12 protein-coding genes are annotated in these 13,339 nt (G+C 46.4%); 10 read left to right on the top strand and 2 right to left on the bottom strand.

What is annotated here, in order from left to right:
* Positions 1-22 precede the first annotated feature (22 nt).
* Positions 23-1,681 (top strand): PucR family transcriptional regulator, encoded by a 1,659-nt coding sequence (locus tag FLB61_RS00970; RefSeq protein ID WP_221919161.1) that lies wholly within the window; start codon positions 23-25, stop codon positions 1,679-1,681.
* Complete coding sequence (locus tag FLB61_RS00965) at positions 1,678-2,664, top strand: biotin--[acetyl-CoA-carboxylase] ligase (protein WP_087213240.1); 987 nt, start codon at positions 1,678-1,680, stop codon at positions 2,662-2,664. Before FLB61_RS00970 ends, FLB61_RS00965 begins: the two co-directional genes overlap by 4 nt.
* Here the strand turns inward: FLB61_RS00965 and FLB61_RS00960 are convergent.
* Positions 2,639-3,541, bottom strand: coding sequence for a helix-turn-helix transcriptional regulator (locus FLB61_RS00960; protein ID WP_087213243.1), 903 nt, complete (start codon positions 3,539-3,541; stop codon positions 2,639-2,641). The genes FLB61_RS00965 and FLB61_RS00960 overlap by 26 nt on opposite strands.
* Before the next feature lie 131 nt (positions 3,542-3,672).
* Between FLB61_RS00960 and FLB61_RS00955 the strand changes: the two genes are divergently transcribed.
* A complete protein-coding gene (locus FLB61_RS00955) occupies positions 3,673-4,839 on the top strand; it encodes a galactokinase (RefSeq protein WP_221919160.1) in 1,167 nt (388 codons plus the stop codon).
* Positions 4,840-4,854: 15 nt separating this feature from the next.
* A complete protein-coding gene (galT, locus tag FLB61_RS00950; protein WP_221919159.1) occupies positions 4,855-6,345 on the top strand; it encodes a UDP-glucose--hexose-1-phosphate uridylyltransferase in 1,491 nt (496 codons plus the stop codon).
* Between the two features lie 67 nt (positions 6,346-6,412).
* On the opposite strand, the gene FLB61_RS00945 is transcribed toward galT, so the two are convergent.
* Positions 6,413-8,155, bottom strand: coding sequence for an Rqc2 family fibronectin-binding protein (locus tag FLB61_RS00945; RefSeq protein ID WP_221919158.1), 1,743 nt, complete (start codon positions 8,153-8,155; stop codon positions 6,413-6,415).
* A 125-nt stretch (positions 8,156-8,280) separates the two neighbouring features.
* On the opposite strand from FLB61_RS00945, the gene FLB61_RS00940 reads away from it, so the two are divergent.
* From FLB61_RS00940 to FLB61_RS00915, 6 genes are all read left to right on the top strand, one after another.
* Positions 8,281-9,159: a YicC/YloC family endoribonuclease gene (locus FLB61_RS00940; protein ID WP_087212734.1), complete on the top strand. Its 879-nt coding sequence runs from the start codon at positions 8,281-8,283 to the stop codon at positions 9,157-9,159.
* Between the two features lie 22 nt (positions 9,160-9,181).
* Entirely contained in the window at positions 9,182-9,802 is a 621-nt protein-coding gene (gene gmk / locus FLB61_RS00935; RefSeq protein WP_087212737.1) for a guanylate kinase, read from the top strand.
* A 24-nt stretch (positions 9,803-9,826) separates the two neighbouring features.
* Entirely contained in the window at positions 9,827-10,072 is a 246-nt protein-coding gene (gene rpoZ, locus FLB61_RS00930; protein WP_087199404.1) for a DNA-directed RNA polymerase subunit omega, read from the top strand.
* A gap of 71 nt (positions 10,073-10,143) precedes the next feature.
* Positions 10,144-11,466 carry a 30S ribosomal protein S12 methylthiotransferase RimO gene (rimO, locus tag FLB61_RS00925; RefSeq protein WP_221919157.1) on the top strand — a complete coding sequence of 441 codons (1,323 nt, stop codon included), beginning with the start codon at positions 10,144-10,146 and terminating at the stop codon, positions 11,464-11,466.
* 1 nt (position 11,467) lies between these two features.
* Positions 11,468-12,013: a CDP-diacylglycerol--glycerol-3-phosphate 3-phosphatidyltransferase gene (pgsA, locus tag FLB61_RS00920; RefSeq protein WP_087212742.1), complete on the top strand. Its 546-nt coding sequence runs from the start codon at positions 11,468-11,470 to the stop codon at positions 12,011-12,013.
* Position 12,014: 1 nt separating this feature from the next.
* Positions 12,015-13,277 carry a competence/damage-inducible protein A gene (locus FLB61_RS00915; protein ID WP_087199410.1) on the top strand — a complete coding sequence of 421 codons (1,263 nt, stop codon included), beginning with the start codon at positions 12,015-12,017 and terminating at the stop codon, positions 13,275-13,277.
* Positions 13,278-13,339 lie beyond the last annotated feature (62 nt).

Genomic DNA, 13,339 nt, shown 5'->3' with positions numbered 1-13,339 from the left:
GAACAGAATCGGAGGTAAAACAGTGATAGTAAAAGATTTGCTGGAAAAAGAAAAATTCCAATATCTGCGTGTGCTGAATCAAAATGCGGACCTGAACAGGACCATCTCCACGGTGGAATCTACGGAGAGTCCGGATGTATCCGCCTATATATCCAGAAATACACTGCTTGTCATGACAGGTATGGCATTTCAGGATGAGCCTCTTTTGATGTGTAGTTTTCTGGAAGAGCTGGATAAGAGGGAATGCGCCGGGGTAGCTATCAAGCTTGGGCGATTTCTGGATTATCTGGATGACTGTGTCCTCGAGACGGCAGACCGGCTTGGAATACCTCTTCTTCAGATCCCCATGGATGTCACGCTCGGAAAAGTGTACCATGAAATCCTGTCTTATATATGGAACAATCAGAATGATCAGCTTTTGAATGCGCTCAATGCACAGCAAAAGATCACAACGCTGATCCTGCACGGAAGCTCTCTGAAAAGCATCATCAACAACATGACCGCCATATTGGGGACGCCCGTCATGATCGTCGATATGTGGGGAAAGGTGCAGGATTACGGATACAGCTACAGTCAGGCAGATCGGGAGAAAACACTTTGCCTTGTGGAGAAACTTCTGAAAGAGGACCAGCTCGAAAGCGATGCGGCATACACATGTGAGGAGCAGGAAATTTGCTGCTGTATCTACCCTATTAAAGGATTGGGGCGCAATACAAATTACATGGTCATCAAAGACTTTGATCCTGGCAAGGCAGAAGACCAGATGCTCGTCATGGAGCAGGTCATCATGGCCCTGGAGATCTATTTTTACCGTGAGCTGTATATGAAATACAATCAGATAAAATCGAGAGAAGAGTTCCTAACGATTCTTCTGGAACAGATAGATGAGCGAAGCTGGGATGAAAGGCAGGTACTCGCAATCGGAAAAGGACATGGAATCAGGAGTATGCCGGAATACAGGGTCGTTCTTTTGGAACTGGATAAAGAGGAGAGACAGCCATTTCAGCCAAACCGGTTTTCCAGCCGGGAAGAGTACTTCATCCTTGCGTACGAATGGATACGGGAATTTCTTGAGGAGAAGGACGACAGGAGTATCCTTATCTTTCCGGAGGAATCCCAGTTTCGGTATGTTCTTTTGATCCAGGGAGAACAGGAGGGCATGGAGGATATCTACGAGAAAATCTACCGTTATCTCAGAGATCGTTTCAAAAAAGAGATACGGATCGCGCAAGGTGGGATTTTCTCCGATATTCTCAAGATACGCGGTTCTTACAGGGAAGCGCAGAGCAGTCTGTTCGATGGCCAGCCAAATGAGAAGTATCCTTATCTGTACAGCTATCGGCCGAAAAATTTTAAGGAGCTGTTCAAATTTATACCGGAGAGAGAGAAGGAAGAAATGTGCACTTATATGCTGAAAGAACTTGCCTTTCCGGAGAATCTGATGCAGGAGGAGCTTCGGAAGACACTTTATACATATCTGTTCTGTGGGAAGAATATTGCTCAGACGGCAGAAACCTTGTCTCTCCACAGAAATACCATCAAATACAGAGTGAAAAAATGCGAGGATATACTGGGAGTGCAGCTTTCCGATGATATGGACAGTTTCCGGATCCAGCTCGCACTTGTTCTGGCCGAAGAAGCAAAGGAGACAGAAGAAAGGATGGAAAGAAATCAGTCATGACGGGAAAAGACAGAGTACTTGCCCTACTCTTGGAGGCAGATGGGGAAGCCATTTCAGGACAAGAGATGGCTGAGAAACTTCAGATTTCCAGGAGCGCTGTGTGGAAATCGGTCAAGGCGCTTCAGAAGGAAGGATACCGTATTCAGGGTGTTACGAACAAAGGATATGTTCTTCTGAGCGAAAGTGAGAAGCTTTCCGAAGCGGCGATACGCAAGTATTTGGGAAAGAAATATGAAGACTGCCGTCTCTGCATTTACGGGGAAGTTGCCTCTACAAACCGTACGCTCAGGGAATTGGCAGATGAAGGGGCCAAAGAAGGAACCGTCGTGCTTGCCAAATGCCAGACGGAGGGAAGAGGAAGACGGGGAAGGGAGTTTTATTCCCCGGCGGACACGGGACTATATATGAGTATCCTTCTGAGACCACAGATGGAGATATCTGATCTCATGATGGTCACAGCGGCTTCGGCGGCAGCCACAGCGGAGGCGGTGGAGGCCATTACAGGGACGGAAACGGCCATCAAATGGGTCAATGACGTGTATGCAAAAGGAAAGAAAGTCAGCGGGATCCTCACGGAAGCCTCATTTTCTTTGGAGAACGGTTCGATCGATTTTCTCATCGTAGGGATCGGGGTCAACGTGCTGGAGCCGGAGGGAGGATTCCCGGAATCCATTCAGGAAAAAGCCGGGGCAGTCTGCCAGAGAGATCAATGTCCGGAAGGAATCCGAAACGTTCTGGCGGCAGAGATCATCAAACGCGTCCTCTCATACTACCGTACTTTGCCAGAACGGACATTTTATCCTTCCTACAAAGAGAAGATGCTGTGGATGGGAGAAAAAATATTTGTGCACACGGCGGACAAAAAGAAGCCTGCCATTGCCGTGGGAATTGACGACAGGTGCTCTCTTCGCGTTCGATACGAGGACGGCACGGAGGAAATCTTAAGGACCGGGGAGATCAGTGTGAGCCATCCGGATCGATAAAACTGTTCTGATACTGCTTGGGTGTACAGTGCATTTCTCTCCGGAAAATTTTGCTGTAATAACAGGCGCTGGAAAATCCACTCAACTCTGCCGCTTTTGCGATCGTACATTGTCCTTCCTTTAGAAGAGGAAGACTTTGTTGAATGCGGTAATAGAGAAGATAGTCGAAAAGTGTCATATGCATATGCTTCTTGAAGAAACGGCAGCATTCGCTTTTGGAAAGGTGCGCTTGTTCGGCGATCTCTTCCAGGGTAAGGGGCTGACGATAGGAAGTGTGGATATATTCCAGTATGTCTTTCAGTCTTCCGATATAGGCTGCTCCTCCGGACTCTGGACAGGAGACAAGGAGAAAGCGTTGGTAAAGTGAAAACCAGATTTCAGACAGGATGAGATGGAGCCGAAATTCCATGTCTTTATCCTGTTTGCAGTAGAGATCAAAGATCTCCCACAGAAGGGAGAGGACATGATCCTGGGATTCTTCCCCGCGGCAAAAAACAGAGGAAGAAAAATAACCGGTATTTAGGATTGGCTGGACATATTTTGTCTGGAGGACACTGTTTTCAAACCCATAGATAAATTTTGGATGAAAAGTTACAGAAAAATACTGGCAGTCAGATGATCCCACCCGGTATCCGGAATGGAGTACATTGCTGTTGCAGAAAATCCCATCCCCTTCTTTCAACAGGTAATGTTCTCCATTTACATGGTAGTCGATACAGCCTTTTCGGATCAAAGTCAGCTCGATTTCAGAGTGCCAGTGCCACATAAAGGAACCTCCTTCGTAGCGGGAAAGCATTTCTTCGCTGAGACGGACAGGGAACGTATAGTCCCCGTGCTGTTTCAGCTCTTTTTTTTCTTCATCAGTGCGGATCTGCATAAAACACCTCAATATCGTTATAAATTTCAGCAAGATACTTGTTGTTTGAAATCAATATAAGCATTATAATTTTAATATAGCGAGACGAAAACAGCAAGCGGTTTTCAAACTAAAAAAGGAAGGATAAGATTATGCAGAACAAGTTGATGGAAACATTCAAAAAACTTTACGGCGGGGAAGGAGAGATTCATTCCTATTTTTCTCCGGGGCGTGTCAATCTGATCGGTGAACATACAGACTACAATGGAGGACACGTATTTCCGTGTGCTCTGACTCTCGGAACATACGGTATTGCGCGGAAAAGAGAAGACAGAAAGCTTCGCTTTTACTCTATGAATTTTGAAAAACTCGGCATCGTAGAGACAAGTCTCGACGACCTTGTGCCGTCTGATAAGGCAGGATGGACGAACTATCCGAAGGGAGTCATCTGGGCGTTCCAGAAGAAAGGATTTGAGATCAGCCAGGGGATGGACGTACTGATCTATGGAACAATCCCGAATGGTTCCGGACTTTCTTCTTCAGCATCACTGGAAGTACTGATTGGAGTGATGTTAAAAGACCTGTTTGGAATCGAGATCTCCATGCCGGAAATCGCCTTGATCGGACAGTATTCCGAAAACAATTATAATGGATGCAACTGCGGAATCATGGATCAGTTTGCGGTGGCTATGGGAAAGAAAGACTGTGCGATTTTCCTTGATACAAATACGCTGAAATACGAATATGCATCTGTAAAACTTCCGGATGCGAAAATCGTGATCACAAACAGCAAGGTAAAACACAGCCTCGTGGATTCAGCCTACAATGACAGAAGAAACGAAAGTGAAAAAGCGCTCAAAGATCTCCAGAAAGTGGCAGACATTGACACACTTGGGGATCTCACAGAAGAAGAGTTTGAGGCTCATAAAGATGCGATCTCTGATGAAATCTGCCGGAAACGTGCAAAACATGCAGTCTATGAAAATCAGAGGACGATCCGTGCGGTAAAAGCTCTGAAAGAGAATAATATCACAGAATTCGGGAAACTGATGAATGCATCCCATGTTTCTCTGAGAGACGACTATGAAGTATCCTGTGAGGAAATCGATATCCTTGTAGATCTGGCATGGGAGATTGACGGAGTAATAGGATCCCGTATTACTGGAGGCGGATTCGGAGGATGTACGGTCAGCATCGTAAAAAATGATGCAGTCGATATGTTTATCGAAAAGGTCGGACAAGGATACAAAGAAAAGACAGGACACGAGGCAGAATTCTACGTAGTGGAAATCGGAGATGGCGCCGGAGTCGTAGAGTAAGGAGTGTGTAAAGAAATGCTGAATGAAAGTATAAAGAAGCTGATACAATACGGGGTAGAGACAGGTCTGCTCCCAGAGTGTGAAAAAATTTATGCGAGAAATCTTCTTTTGGATCTGTTTCATGAGGATAGCTATGAAGAGCCTCAGGAAGAATACAAAGATGTGAATCTGGAGGAAGTGTTAAAAGATCTCCTCGATGAAGCTGTAAAAAGAGAGTTGATTGAGGATAGCATCGGTTACCGTGATCTTTTTGATACGAAAATCATGAACTGCCTTGTCCCACGGCCGGCTCAGGTGCAGAGGGAATTCTTTGAAAAGTATGAAGAATCGCCGGAATCGGCTACAGAGTATTTCTACAAGCTGAGCCAGGACAGCGATTACATCAGAAGGTATCGCGTGAAAAAAGATAAAAAATGGAAAGTGGACAGCCCGTACGGCGAGATCGATATCACGATCAATCTTTCCAAACCGGAAAAAGACCCGAAAGCCATCGCTGCGGCAAAAAATGCCAAGACAACAAGTTATCCAAGCTGTCAGCTTTGTGTGGAAAATGAAGGATATGCAGGACGCCTGGATCATCCGGCGCGTGAAAACCACCGGATCATCCCGATCACAATCAATGATTCTCAGTGGGGATTCCAGTATTCTCCGTACGTATATTACAATGAACACTGTATCGTATTTAACGGTAAACATGTGCCAATGAAGATTGACAGGGCAGCATTTACAAAACTGTTCGATTTCGTAAAACAGTTCCCGCACTATTTCCTTGGATCCAATGCAGATCTCCCGATCGTAGGAGGATCGATCCTCAGCCACGATCATTTCCAGGGCGGACACTATACTTTCGCCATGGCAAAGGCTCCGATCGAAAAGGAAGTTGTCATACCGGGATATGAAGATGTGGAATCCGGAATCGTCAAGTGGCCGCTCTCTGTTCTGCGCATCCGCCACAAAGATGAGAAGAGACTGATCGATCTTGCAGACCACGTACTGCAGGCATGGAGAAGCTACACAGACGAGGAGGCATTTATCTATGCTGAGACAGACGGGGAACCACACAATACGATCACGCCGATCGCACGAAGAAAAGACGGAATGTACGAGCTCGACTTGACACTTCGCAATAATATTACGACGAGCGAACACCCGCTTGGCGTGTACCACCCGCACGCGGAGTATCACCATATCAAAAAAGAAAACATCGGTCTGATCGAGGTTATGGGACTTGCAGTACTTCCGGCTCGACTGAAAGAGGAGATGGAGCTTTTAAAAGAGTATATTCTGAATGGAAAAGATATCCGGAGCTGTGAAAAGATTGAAAAACATGCAGACTGGGTAGAAGGGTTCCTGCCAAAATATGAGCAGATCAACGAAAAGAACATCGAAGAAATCCTGGAGCAGGAGATCGGAAGTGTGTTTGTAAAAGTGTTGGAAGACGCGGGAGTGTACAAATGTACAGAAGAAGGAAGAAATTCCTTCCTTCGGTTTATCAAAACACTGTAATCAAAAAGGGGCACAAGAAATTGTGCCTCTTTTTTCACAGTTTTGAAATGTTCGCGGTAAATACCTTTTATTTTTCCGGTATCTCTTTTAACATGCTGATATCGGTGTCCGCTATCAGGGAGTAGTTTGTGTGATAGATGACAAATCCAGGTTTTTGTCCCTTTACTTTTTTGATGTGTTTTTTCTCAATATAGTCTACTTCCACTTTTTTGCTTCCGGCGTTTTTGGAGTAGTGGGCGGCAAGTTTTCCGGCCTCCTCAAAGACCCGGTCCGGCATTTCAACGCCCTGGGATTTTACGATCACGTGGGAGCCTGGTACCTGTTTTGCGTGAAACCACCAGTCGTTTCCGTTGGCAAATGAGAAAGTCAGTTCTTCGTTCTGGAGATTGTTTTTGCCGACATACATGTCGTATCCGTCGCTGGAGAGGTAATGCAGGGGCACACTCTTGAATTTGACTTTTTTCTTTGAAAATTTTCGGCGGACATATCCGCTTTCTGAAAGCTCTTCTTTGATCTGCGCCAGATCATCTTCTGTCCGGGCAAAATCAAGGGCACTGCTGACGGATTCCAGGTAACGCACCTCGTCCTGTGTCTCCTTGATCAGCTCTGACAGGGCCTCAAAAGTCCGCTTCTGTTTATTGTATTTCTCAAAGTAGCGCTTGGCATTTTCCTGTGGTGTCTTCGTCTCATCCAGAGGGATCGTGATCATCTCGTTTGTGTAATAATTGAGAGCAGTAAGCTCCTTGGCTCCTGGTTCCAGGCTGTACCCGTATGTGTGAAGAAGTTCTCCGTAAACTTTGTATCGATCCCTTTTTTCCGTTCCTTTCAGCTGTTTTGTCTGCAAGTCAAATTTTTTCCGATTCCGCTCAAGAGCTGTCTGGACGACATGGCGAAGGTCAGAAGATTTCTGCCGGATCCGTGTGATCCGGTTTTTGACTGCATAGTAAGAAGAAAGCACTTGTGAGATCGTGTCAAAAGGCCGGCATTCGCAGTCCGTAAGGTGGGTTAGAGGCACAGCAGAAAACTCCTGCGGTTCGTTTCCACGGTAATAAATACACGGGGAGAAGATGCCTTCCCGTATCCGATCCATAAAGAAGGAAAACTGCCGGAAAAGATGGATCAGATAATCCTCGGACAATTCACTAGGAGGGAGGGAAGAATCGATACCGGAGAGATAGCAGATCTCTTCCGCGGCAACAGGGCTAAGGCCTGTGAACCCGGTGTATAAAGCTTTGGAAAGAGGCATCGGTTTGTTGCGGAGTATATCTGCAAACCCGTCCTCAGACGTGCGAAGAGGATCAGCTTTGTGCATCGTATCCGGAATAAAATATTTTCTTCCAGGCAGTACTTCCCGGACAGAACTCATCTGGGCCGGGACGTGTTTGATGCTGTCGATGATCTGGTCATCAGAGTCACAGAAAATAATATTGCTGTGTTTCCCCATGATCTCCACGATCAGTTTTTTTCTGCACAAGTCTCCAAGTTCATTTAGATGCTCGATTTCAAAAATGATGATCCGCTCCAGGGAAGGCTGGGTAATGGAGACGATCCGGCCGTTTGCGATATGCTTTCTGAGGAGCATACAGAAGTTTGGGGCGGTAAATGGGCTTGGTTTGTTCTCATCTGTCAGATATATGAGCGGAAGGGAGGCACTGGCGGAGATGTAGAGCCGCCTTTGTCCGTCCGGTTTCTTTATAGTAAGCAGAAGCTCGTCCGCTTCCGGCTGGGCGATCTTGGAGATTCGCCCGTCCAGAAGGGAAGTCTTCAGGTCTTTTACAATATTTGCAATGGTAATTCCGTCAAATGCCATATTTGTCTCTCCTTTTTTCTGGTCTGTTTTACAGTATAACACAGTTGACGCAAAATTTTAAATGACTTATAATGAAAAATAATGAGCTGTAAGCCAAAAAAGAAGAATAAGACGAGGAAAGTACAATGATCAAAAGTATGACAGGCTTTGGCAGAGCTGAGATCCAGGATAAAGAAAAGAAAATCACGGTGGAGATGAAGGGTGTGAACCACCGGTATCTGGATGTGAATATACGCATGCCAAAGAAGCTTAATTTTTTTGAGACATCCATTCGAAACCTTTTGAAAGAATATGTAAGCAGGGGGAAGGTAGATATTTTTATCTCTTACGAAGATCTTTCCGAAAGTCAGGTATCGCTGAAGTACAATGAGGCGCTGGCTTCTGAATATTTGGGATATCTCAGACAGATGGAAGAAAAATTCGGGCTGGAAAATGATATCCGTGTCTCCACGCTGTCACGGTATCCGGAAATTTTGACGATGGAAGAACAGGCTGTGGATGAGGAGGCTCTGTGGAGCAGTCTCAGACAGGCGCTCAGTGCAGCATGCAGCCGTTTTGTGGAGACAAGAGAGGTGGAAGGCAGAAAACTTCAGGAGGATCTGATCGGAAAACTGGACGGTATGAGGCAGGTCGTTTCCAAAGTAGAGGAGCGCTCTCCACAGATTCTCGCAGAATACAGAGAAAAGCTGGAAGAAAAGGTAAAAGAACTGCTTGGCGATGCACAGATGGAGGAAGGAAGGATCGCTGCGGAAGTTGTACTTTTTGCAGATAAGATTTGCACGGATGAGGAAGTTGTCCGCCTGAAAAGCCATATCGACCACATGAAGGCAACACTTGTATCCGGGGAAGGAATCGGCAGGAAGCTGGATTTTATCGCCCAGGAGATGAATCGCGAGGCTAACACGATCCTTTCGAAAGCCAACGATCTAGAAGTATCGAATCTGGCTATCGAGCTGAAGACTGAGATTGAAAAAGTACGCGAACAGATACAGAATATAGAATAAGAGAGATGAGAGGAAGAAGACTATGGATCAGAAGGGGATTTTGATCGTATTGTCCGGATTTTCCGGAGCTGGCAAAGGAACTGTGATGAAAAGGCTTATGGAAAAATATGACAATTACGCTCTTTCCATTTCTGCTACTACGAGAAAGCCAAGAGAAGGCGAGCAGGACGGAAGAGAATATTTTTTCAAAGAAACAGAAGAATTTGAAAAAATGATTGCACAAGACGAGTTAATAGAGTATGCTAGATATGTTGACAATTATTATGGGACACCGCGCTCTTATGTGGAGGAGCAGTTGGCCGCCGGAAAAGATGTGATACTGGAGATTGAGATCCAGGGCGCTTTGAAAGTAAAAGAAAAATTTCCGGAGACACTTCTGATTTTTATCACGCCTCCGAATGCAGCGGAGCTGAAACGCAGACTTGTTGGAAGAGGGACCGAGACGATGGATGTCATCGAAGGCAGACTTTCCAGAGCTAAAGAAGAGGCGGATGGAATCGAGGCTTACGATTACTTTATCGTCAATGACGAGCTGGAGACATGTGTGGATGATCTGCACGCAGTGATCCAGAGCGAGAAGAAGAAGACAGTGAGAAATGCGGAGTCCATAGAAAGAATACGAAAAGAACTCGGAGAACTTTAAGGAATTTGAAAGGAGAACGATGTTATGCTGCATCCATCTTACACAGATTTAATGAAGGTAGTAAATCAGGACGTTGAAGAAGGCGAGACAAAGATCGTCAACAGCCGTTACTCTATCGTGCTGGCTACAGCAAAACGGGCAAGACAGCTGATCGATCACGCAGATCCGCTCGTGCCGGCGAAAGACGGAGAAAAGCCGCTTTCCATCGCGATCGATGAGATGAACAATGCCAAATTGAAAATACTCGGAGAAGATTCCGAAGAAGAATAAGAAACAAATGGAAAAAGAGGCAGGTGCTTTTTGGTTAAGTATCTGCCTCATGAAATGTCAGGAGAGAGTACATGAATATCTTATTTGTATCACTTGGATGTGATAAAAACCTTGCAGACTCTGAAGTGATGATCGGGATGCTGGCATCCAGAGGGTATCAGATGGTGGAGGAAGAAGACAAGGCAGATATCATTATTGTGAATACTTGCTGTTTTATCCACGATGCGAAGGAAGAAAGCGTGGAGACAATCCTGCAGATGGCAGAATACAAACATTCCGGCACGTTGAAGGCGCTGATCGTTACCGGATGTATGGCAGAGCGCTATAAAGAAGAGATCATCACGGAGATCCCGGAAGTAGATGCTGTCCTTGGAACAGCTTCTTACGATCACATTCTGGATGCTGTGGATGAGGCGCTGAAAGGGCATTCCTATTTGAAGATGGAGTCGCTGGATGCTCTGCCGGAGGTAGATACCCACAGACTTGTGACGACAGGAGGTCACTACGCGTACCTGAAGATTGCGGAGGGATGTGACAAACACTGTACGTACTGCATCATTCCGAAGATCAGAGGGAACTTCCGGAGTGTTCCGATGGAGCGCCTCCTAAAAGAGGCACGGCAGCTGGCGGAGGACGGGGTCAAAGAGCTCATCCTTGTGGCCCAGGAGACGACGCTTTACGGAAAAGACATCTACGGAGAGAAAAAACTGCCGGAACTTCTTCGGAATCTGTGCAAGATCAGCGGTATCCGCTGGATCCGGATCCTTTACTGTTATCCGGAAGAAATCACGGAAGAGCTGATCCAGGTTATCAAAGAAGAACAGAAGATCTGCCACTATCTGGATCTTCCGATCCAGCATGCAAGTGACGGTATCTTAAAGCGGATGGGCAGAAGAACGTCGAAGGAGGAGCTGATTCAGATCATCGAAAGGCTCAGAAAAGAGATCCCTGATATCGCGATCCGGACGACGCTTATCACAGGGTTCCCGGGCGAGACACAGGATCAGCATGAAGAACTGATGGACTTTGTCGACGAGATGGAATTTGACCGCCTGGGAGTCTTTACTTATTCGCCGGAAGAAGACACTCCTGCAGCTGTTATGCCAGACCAGATCGAGGAAAGTGTCAAGGAGGACAGGCAGGCAGAGCTGATGGAACTTCAGCAGGAAATCGCTTTTGAACAGGCAGAGAGTATGATCGGAAAAGAAATGCTCGTCATGATCGAGGGAAAAGTAGCAGATGAAAATGCTTATGTAGGGAGAACTTACAAAGATGCACCGAATGTGGACGGACTGATTTTTGTCAATACAGATGAAGAACTGATGTCCGGAGATTTTGCGAAAGTGAAAGTGACAGGTGCATGTGAATACGATTTGATAGGAGAGTTGATGTAAAATGAATCTGCCAAACAAACTGACGGTGCTGCGTGTGATCATGATTCCGTTTTTCGTCGTTTTCATGCTGACGGACATTGGAGGAGATTACAGCAACTACATTGCGCTTGCAATTTTCTGTGTGGCAAGTCTTACCGATATGTTGGACGGAAAGATTGCCAGAAAATACAATCTTGTAACAAATTTTGGGAAATTTATGGATCCATTGGCGGACAAGCTCCTTGTCGGATCTGCCATGATCTGCCTGATCCCGATGGACAAACTGCCGGCATGGATCGTCATCGTGATCATCAGCCGGGAATTCATCATCAGCGGATTCCGCCTTGTGGCATCCGATAATGGTATTGTGATCGCGGCAAGCTACTGGGGAAAATTTAAGACTGTATCCCAGATGTTCATGATCATTTTCCTGATCCTGGATCTTCCTGGTGGCGTGGCTCAGACAATCGAGACAGTGCTGATATACCTGGCGCTGATTCTTACAGTCGTATCATTGATCGATTATATCGCAAAGAACAAAGAAGTGTTGACAAAGGGAGGTATGTAACATGGTTGCAGAGCTGATTTCTGTAGGGACCGAAATCCTGCTCGGCAATATCGTGAATACCAATGCAGCTTACCTGGCAGAGAAATGTGCTCTGCTGGGTTTGTCTTTATATTACCAGAATTCGGTAGGGGACAACGAAGAACGCATGGAAGAGACGATACGCCGCGCACTTGGACGTTCGGATGTGGTAATCCTTACAGGAGGACTTGGGCCTACAAAGGATGACTTGACAAAAGAAGTGACGGCAAAGGTGTTTGGGAAAAAACTTTACGAAGACCTTCATACGAAAGAACGGATCATGGATTTCTTTCAGAAGAATCATTCTGGTCACAAGATCACGGAGAATAACTGGAAGCAGGCCCTTGTCCCGGAGGGGGCAAAAGTGGTGGAAAATGCCAACGGCACAGCGCCGGGGCTTATCATTACCGGGGAGGAAGGGACAGAGTATGCCGGAAAGATGGCGATTCTGATACCAGGACCGCCGAACGAGTGCATACCGATGTTTGACAGGCAGATTGCTCCTTACCTGGGCAAACTACAGCCGGATGGGATCTATTCGTGTATGGTAAAAGTCTGCTCCATAGGGGAAAGCCGGGCGGAGACAATGGTGGCTGATCTGATGGACGCCCAGTCCAACCCAACACTTGCACCGTATGCAAAGACAGGAGAAGTCCACTTCCGCGTGACCGCAAAGGCAAAAGATGAGAAGACAGCACAGGAACTTATGCGTCCATTGGTCGATGAACTTCTGCGCAGATTCGGAGATCATGTCTATACGACAAAAGAAGAAGTGACACTGGAGCAGGCTGTTGTGCAGCTGCTAAAAGAAAAGAAGATGACAGTTACGACGGCAGAATCTTGTACAGGAGGACTTTTGTCCGGCCGTATCATCAATGTGCCGGGAGCGTCCGAAGTGTTAAACGAGGCGCATGTCACATACTCAAACGAAGCAAAAGAAAAGATTCTCGGAGTGCCGCACGGGATACTGAAAGCACACGGTGCAGTCAGCCGGGAGACAGCGGAAGCCATGGCAAGAGGCGCCTGTCAGGCGACAGGGGCAGATGCATCTATTGCAGTCACGGGTATCGCAGGTCCGGACGGAGGAACAGAAGAAAAACCGGTAGGACTCGTCTATATCGGATGCTGTGTCCGGGGAAACACAGTTGTCGAAAAATACCAGTTTACCGGAAACAGAGAGAAGAACAGAGAGTATGCCGTAGCGCGCGGATTGATCCTTCTCAGGGAAGCACTTCTGCATGCATAAACCTGTCGAAAAAGCCGTTTTTTGTGTAAGTAGCTAATTGACGGGAAGAGAGATTTGTGAGA

Source organism: Sellimonas caecigallum (genome assembly GCF_019754295.1).
GTDB classification, from domain to species: domain Bacteria; phylum Bacillota; class Clostridia; order Lachnospirales; family Lachnospiraceae; genus Sellimonas; species Sellimonas caecigallum.
Note: the sequence above shows the minus strand (reverse complement) of the source record. Positions and strands in the feature narration are given on the sequence as shown.

What these genes read in the sequence shown, in the direction of transcription:
- rpoZ (WP_087199404.1), top strand. Translation starts at nt 9,827, where the DNA reads ATGCTGCATCCATCTTACACAGATTTAATGAAGGTAGTAAATCAGGAC.
- galT (WP_221919159.1), top strand. Translation starts at nt 4,855, where the DNA reads ATGCTGAATGAAAGTATAAAGAAGCTGATACAATACGGGGTAGAGACA.
- FLB61_RS00960 (WP_087213243.1), bottom strand. Translation starts at nt 3,541, where the DNA reads ATGCAGATCCGCACTGATGAAGAAAAAAAAGAGCTGAAACAGCACGGG.
- FLB61_RS00955 (WP_221919160.1), top strand. Translation starts at nt 3,673, where the DNA reads ATGCAGAACAAGTTGATGGAAACATTCAAAAAACTTTACGGCGGGGAA.
- FLB61_RS00965 (WP_087213240.1), top strand. Translation starts at nt 1,678, where the DNA reads ATGACGGGAAAAGACAGAGTACTTGCCCTACTCTTGGAGGCAGATGGG.
- FLB61_RS00915 (WP_087199410.1), top strand. Translation starts at nt 12,015, where the DNA reads ATGGTTGCAGAGCTGATTTCTGTAGGGACCGAAATCCTGCTCGGCAAT.
- rimO (WP_221919157.1), top strand. Translation starts at nt 10,144, where the DNA reads ATGAATATCTTATTTGTATCACTTGGATGTGATAAAAACCTTGCAGAC.
- pgsA (WP_087212742.1), top strand. Translation starts at nt 11,468, where the DNA reads ATGAATCTGCCAAACAAACTGACGGTGCTGCGTGTGATCATGATTCCG.
- FLB61_RS00945 (WP_221919158.1), bottom strand. Translation starts at nt 8,155, where the DNA reads ATGGCATTTGACGGAATTACCATTGCAAATATTGTAAAAGACCTGAAG.
- gmk (WP_087212737.1), top strand. Translation starts at nt 9,182, where the DNA reads ATGGATCAGAAGGGGATTTTGATCGTATTGTCCGGATTTTCCGGAGCT.
- FLB61_RS00940 (WP_087212734.1), top strand. Translation starts at nt 8,281, where the DNA reads ATGATCAAAAGTATGACAGGCTTTGGCAGAGCTGAGATCCAGGATAAA.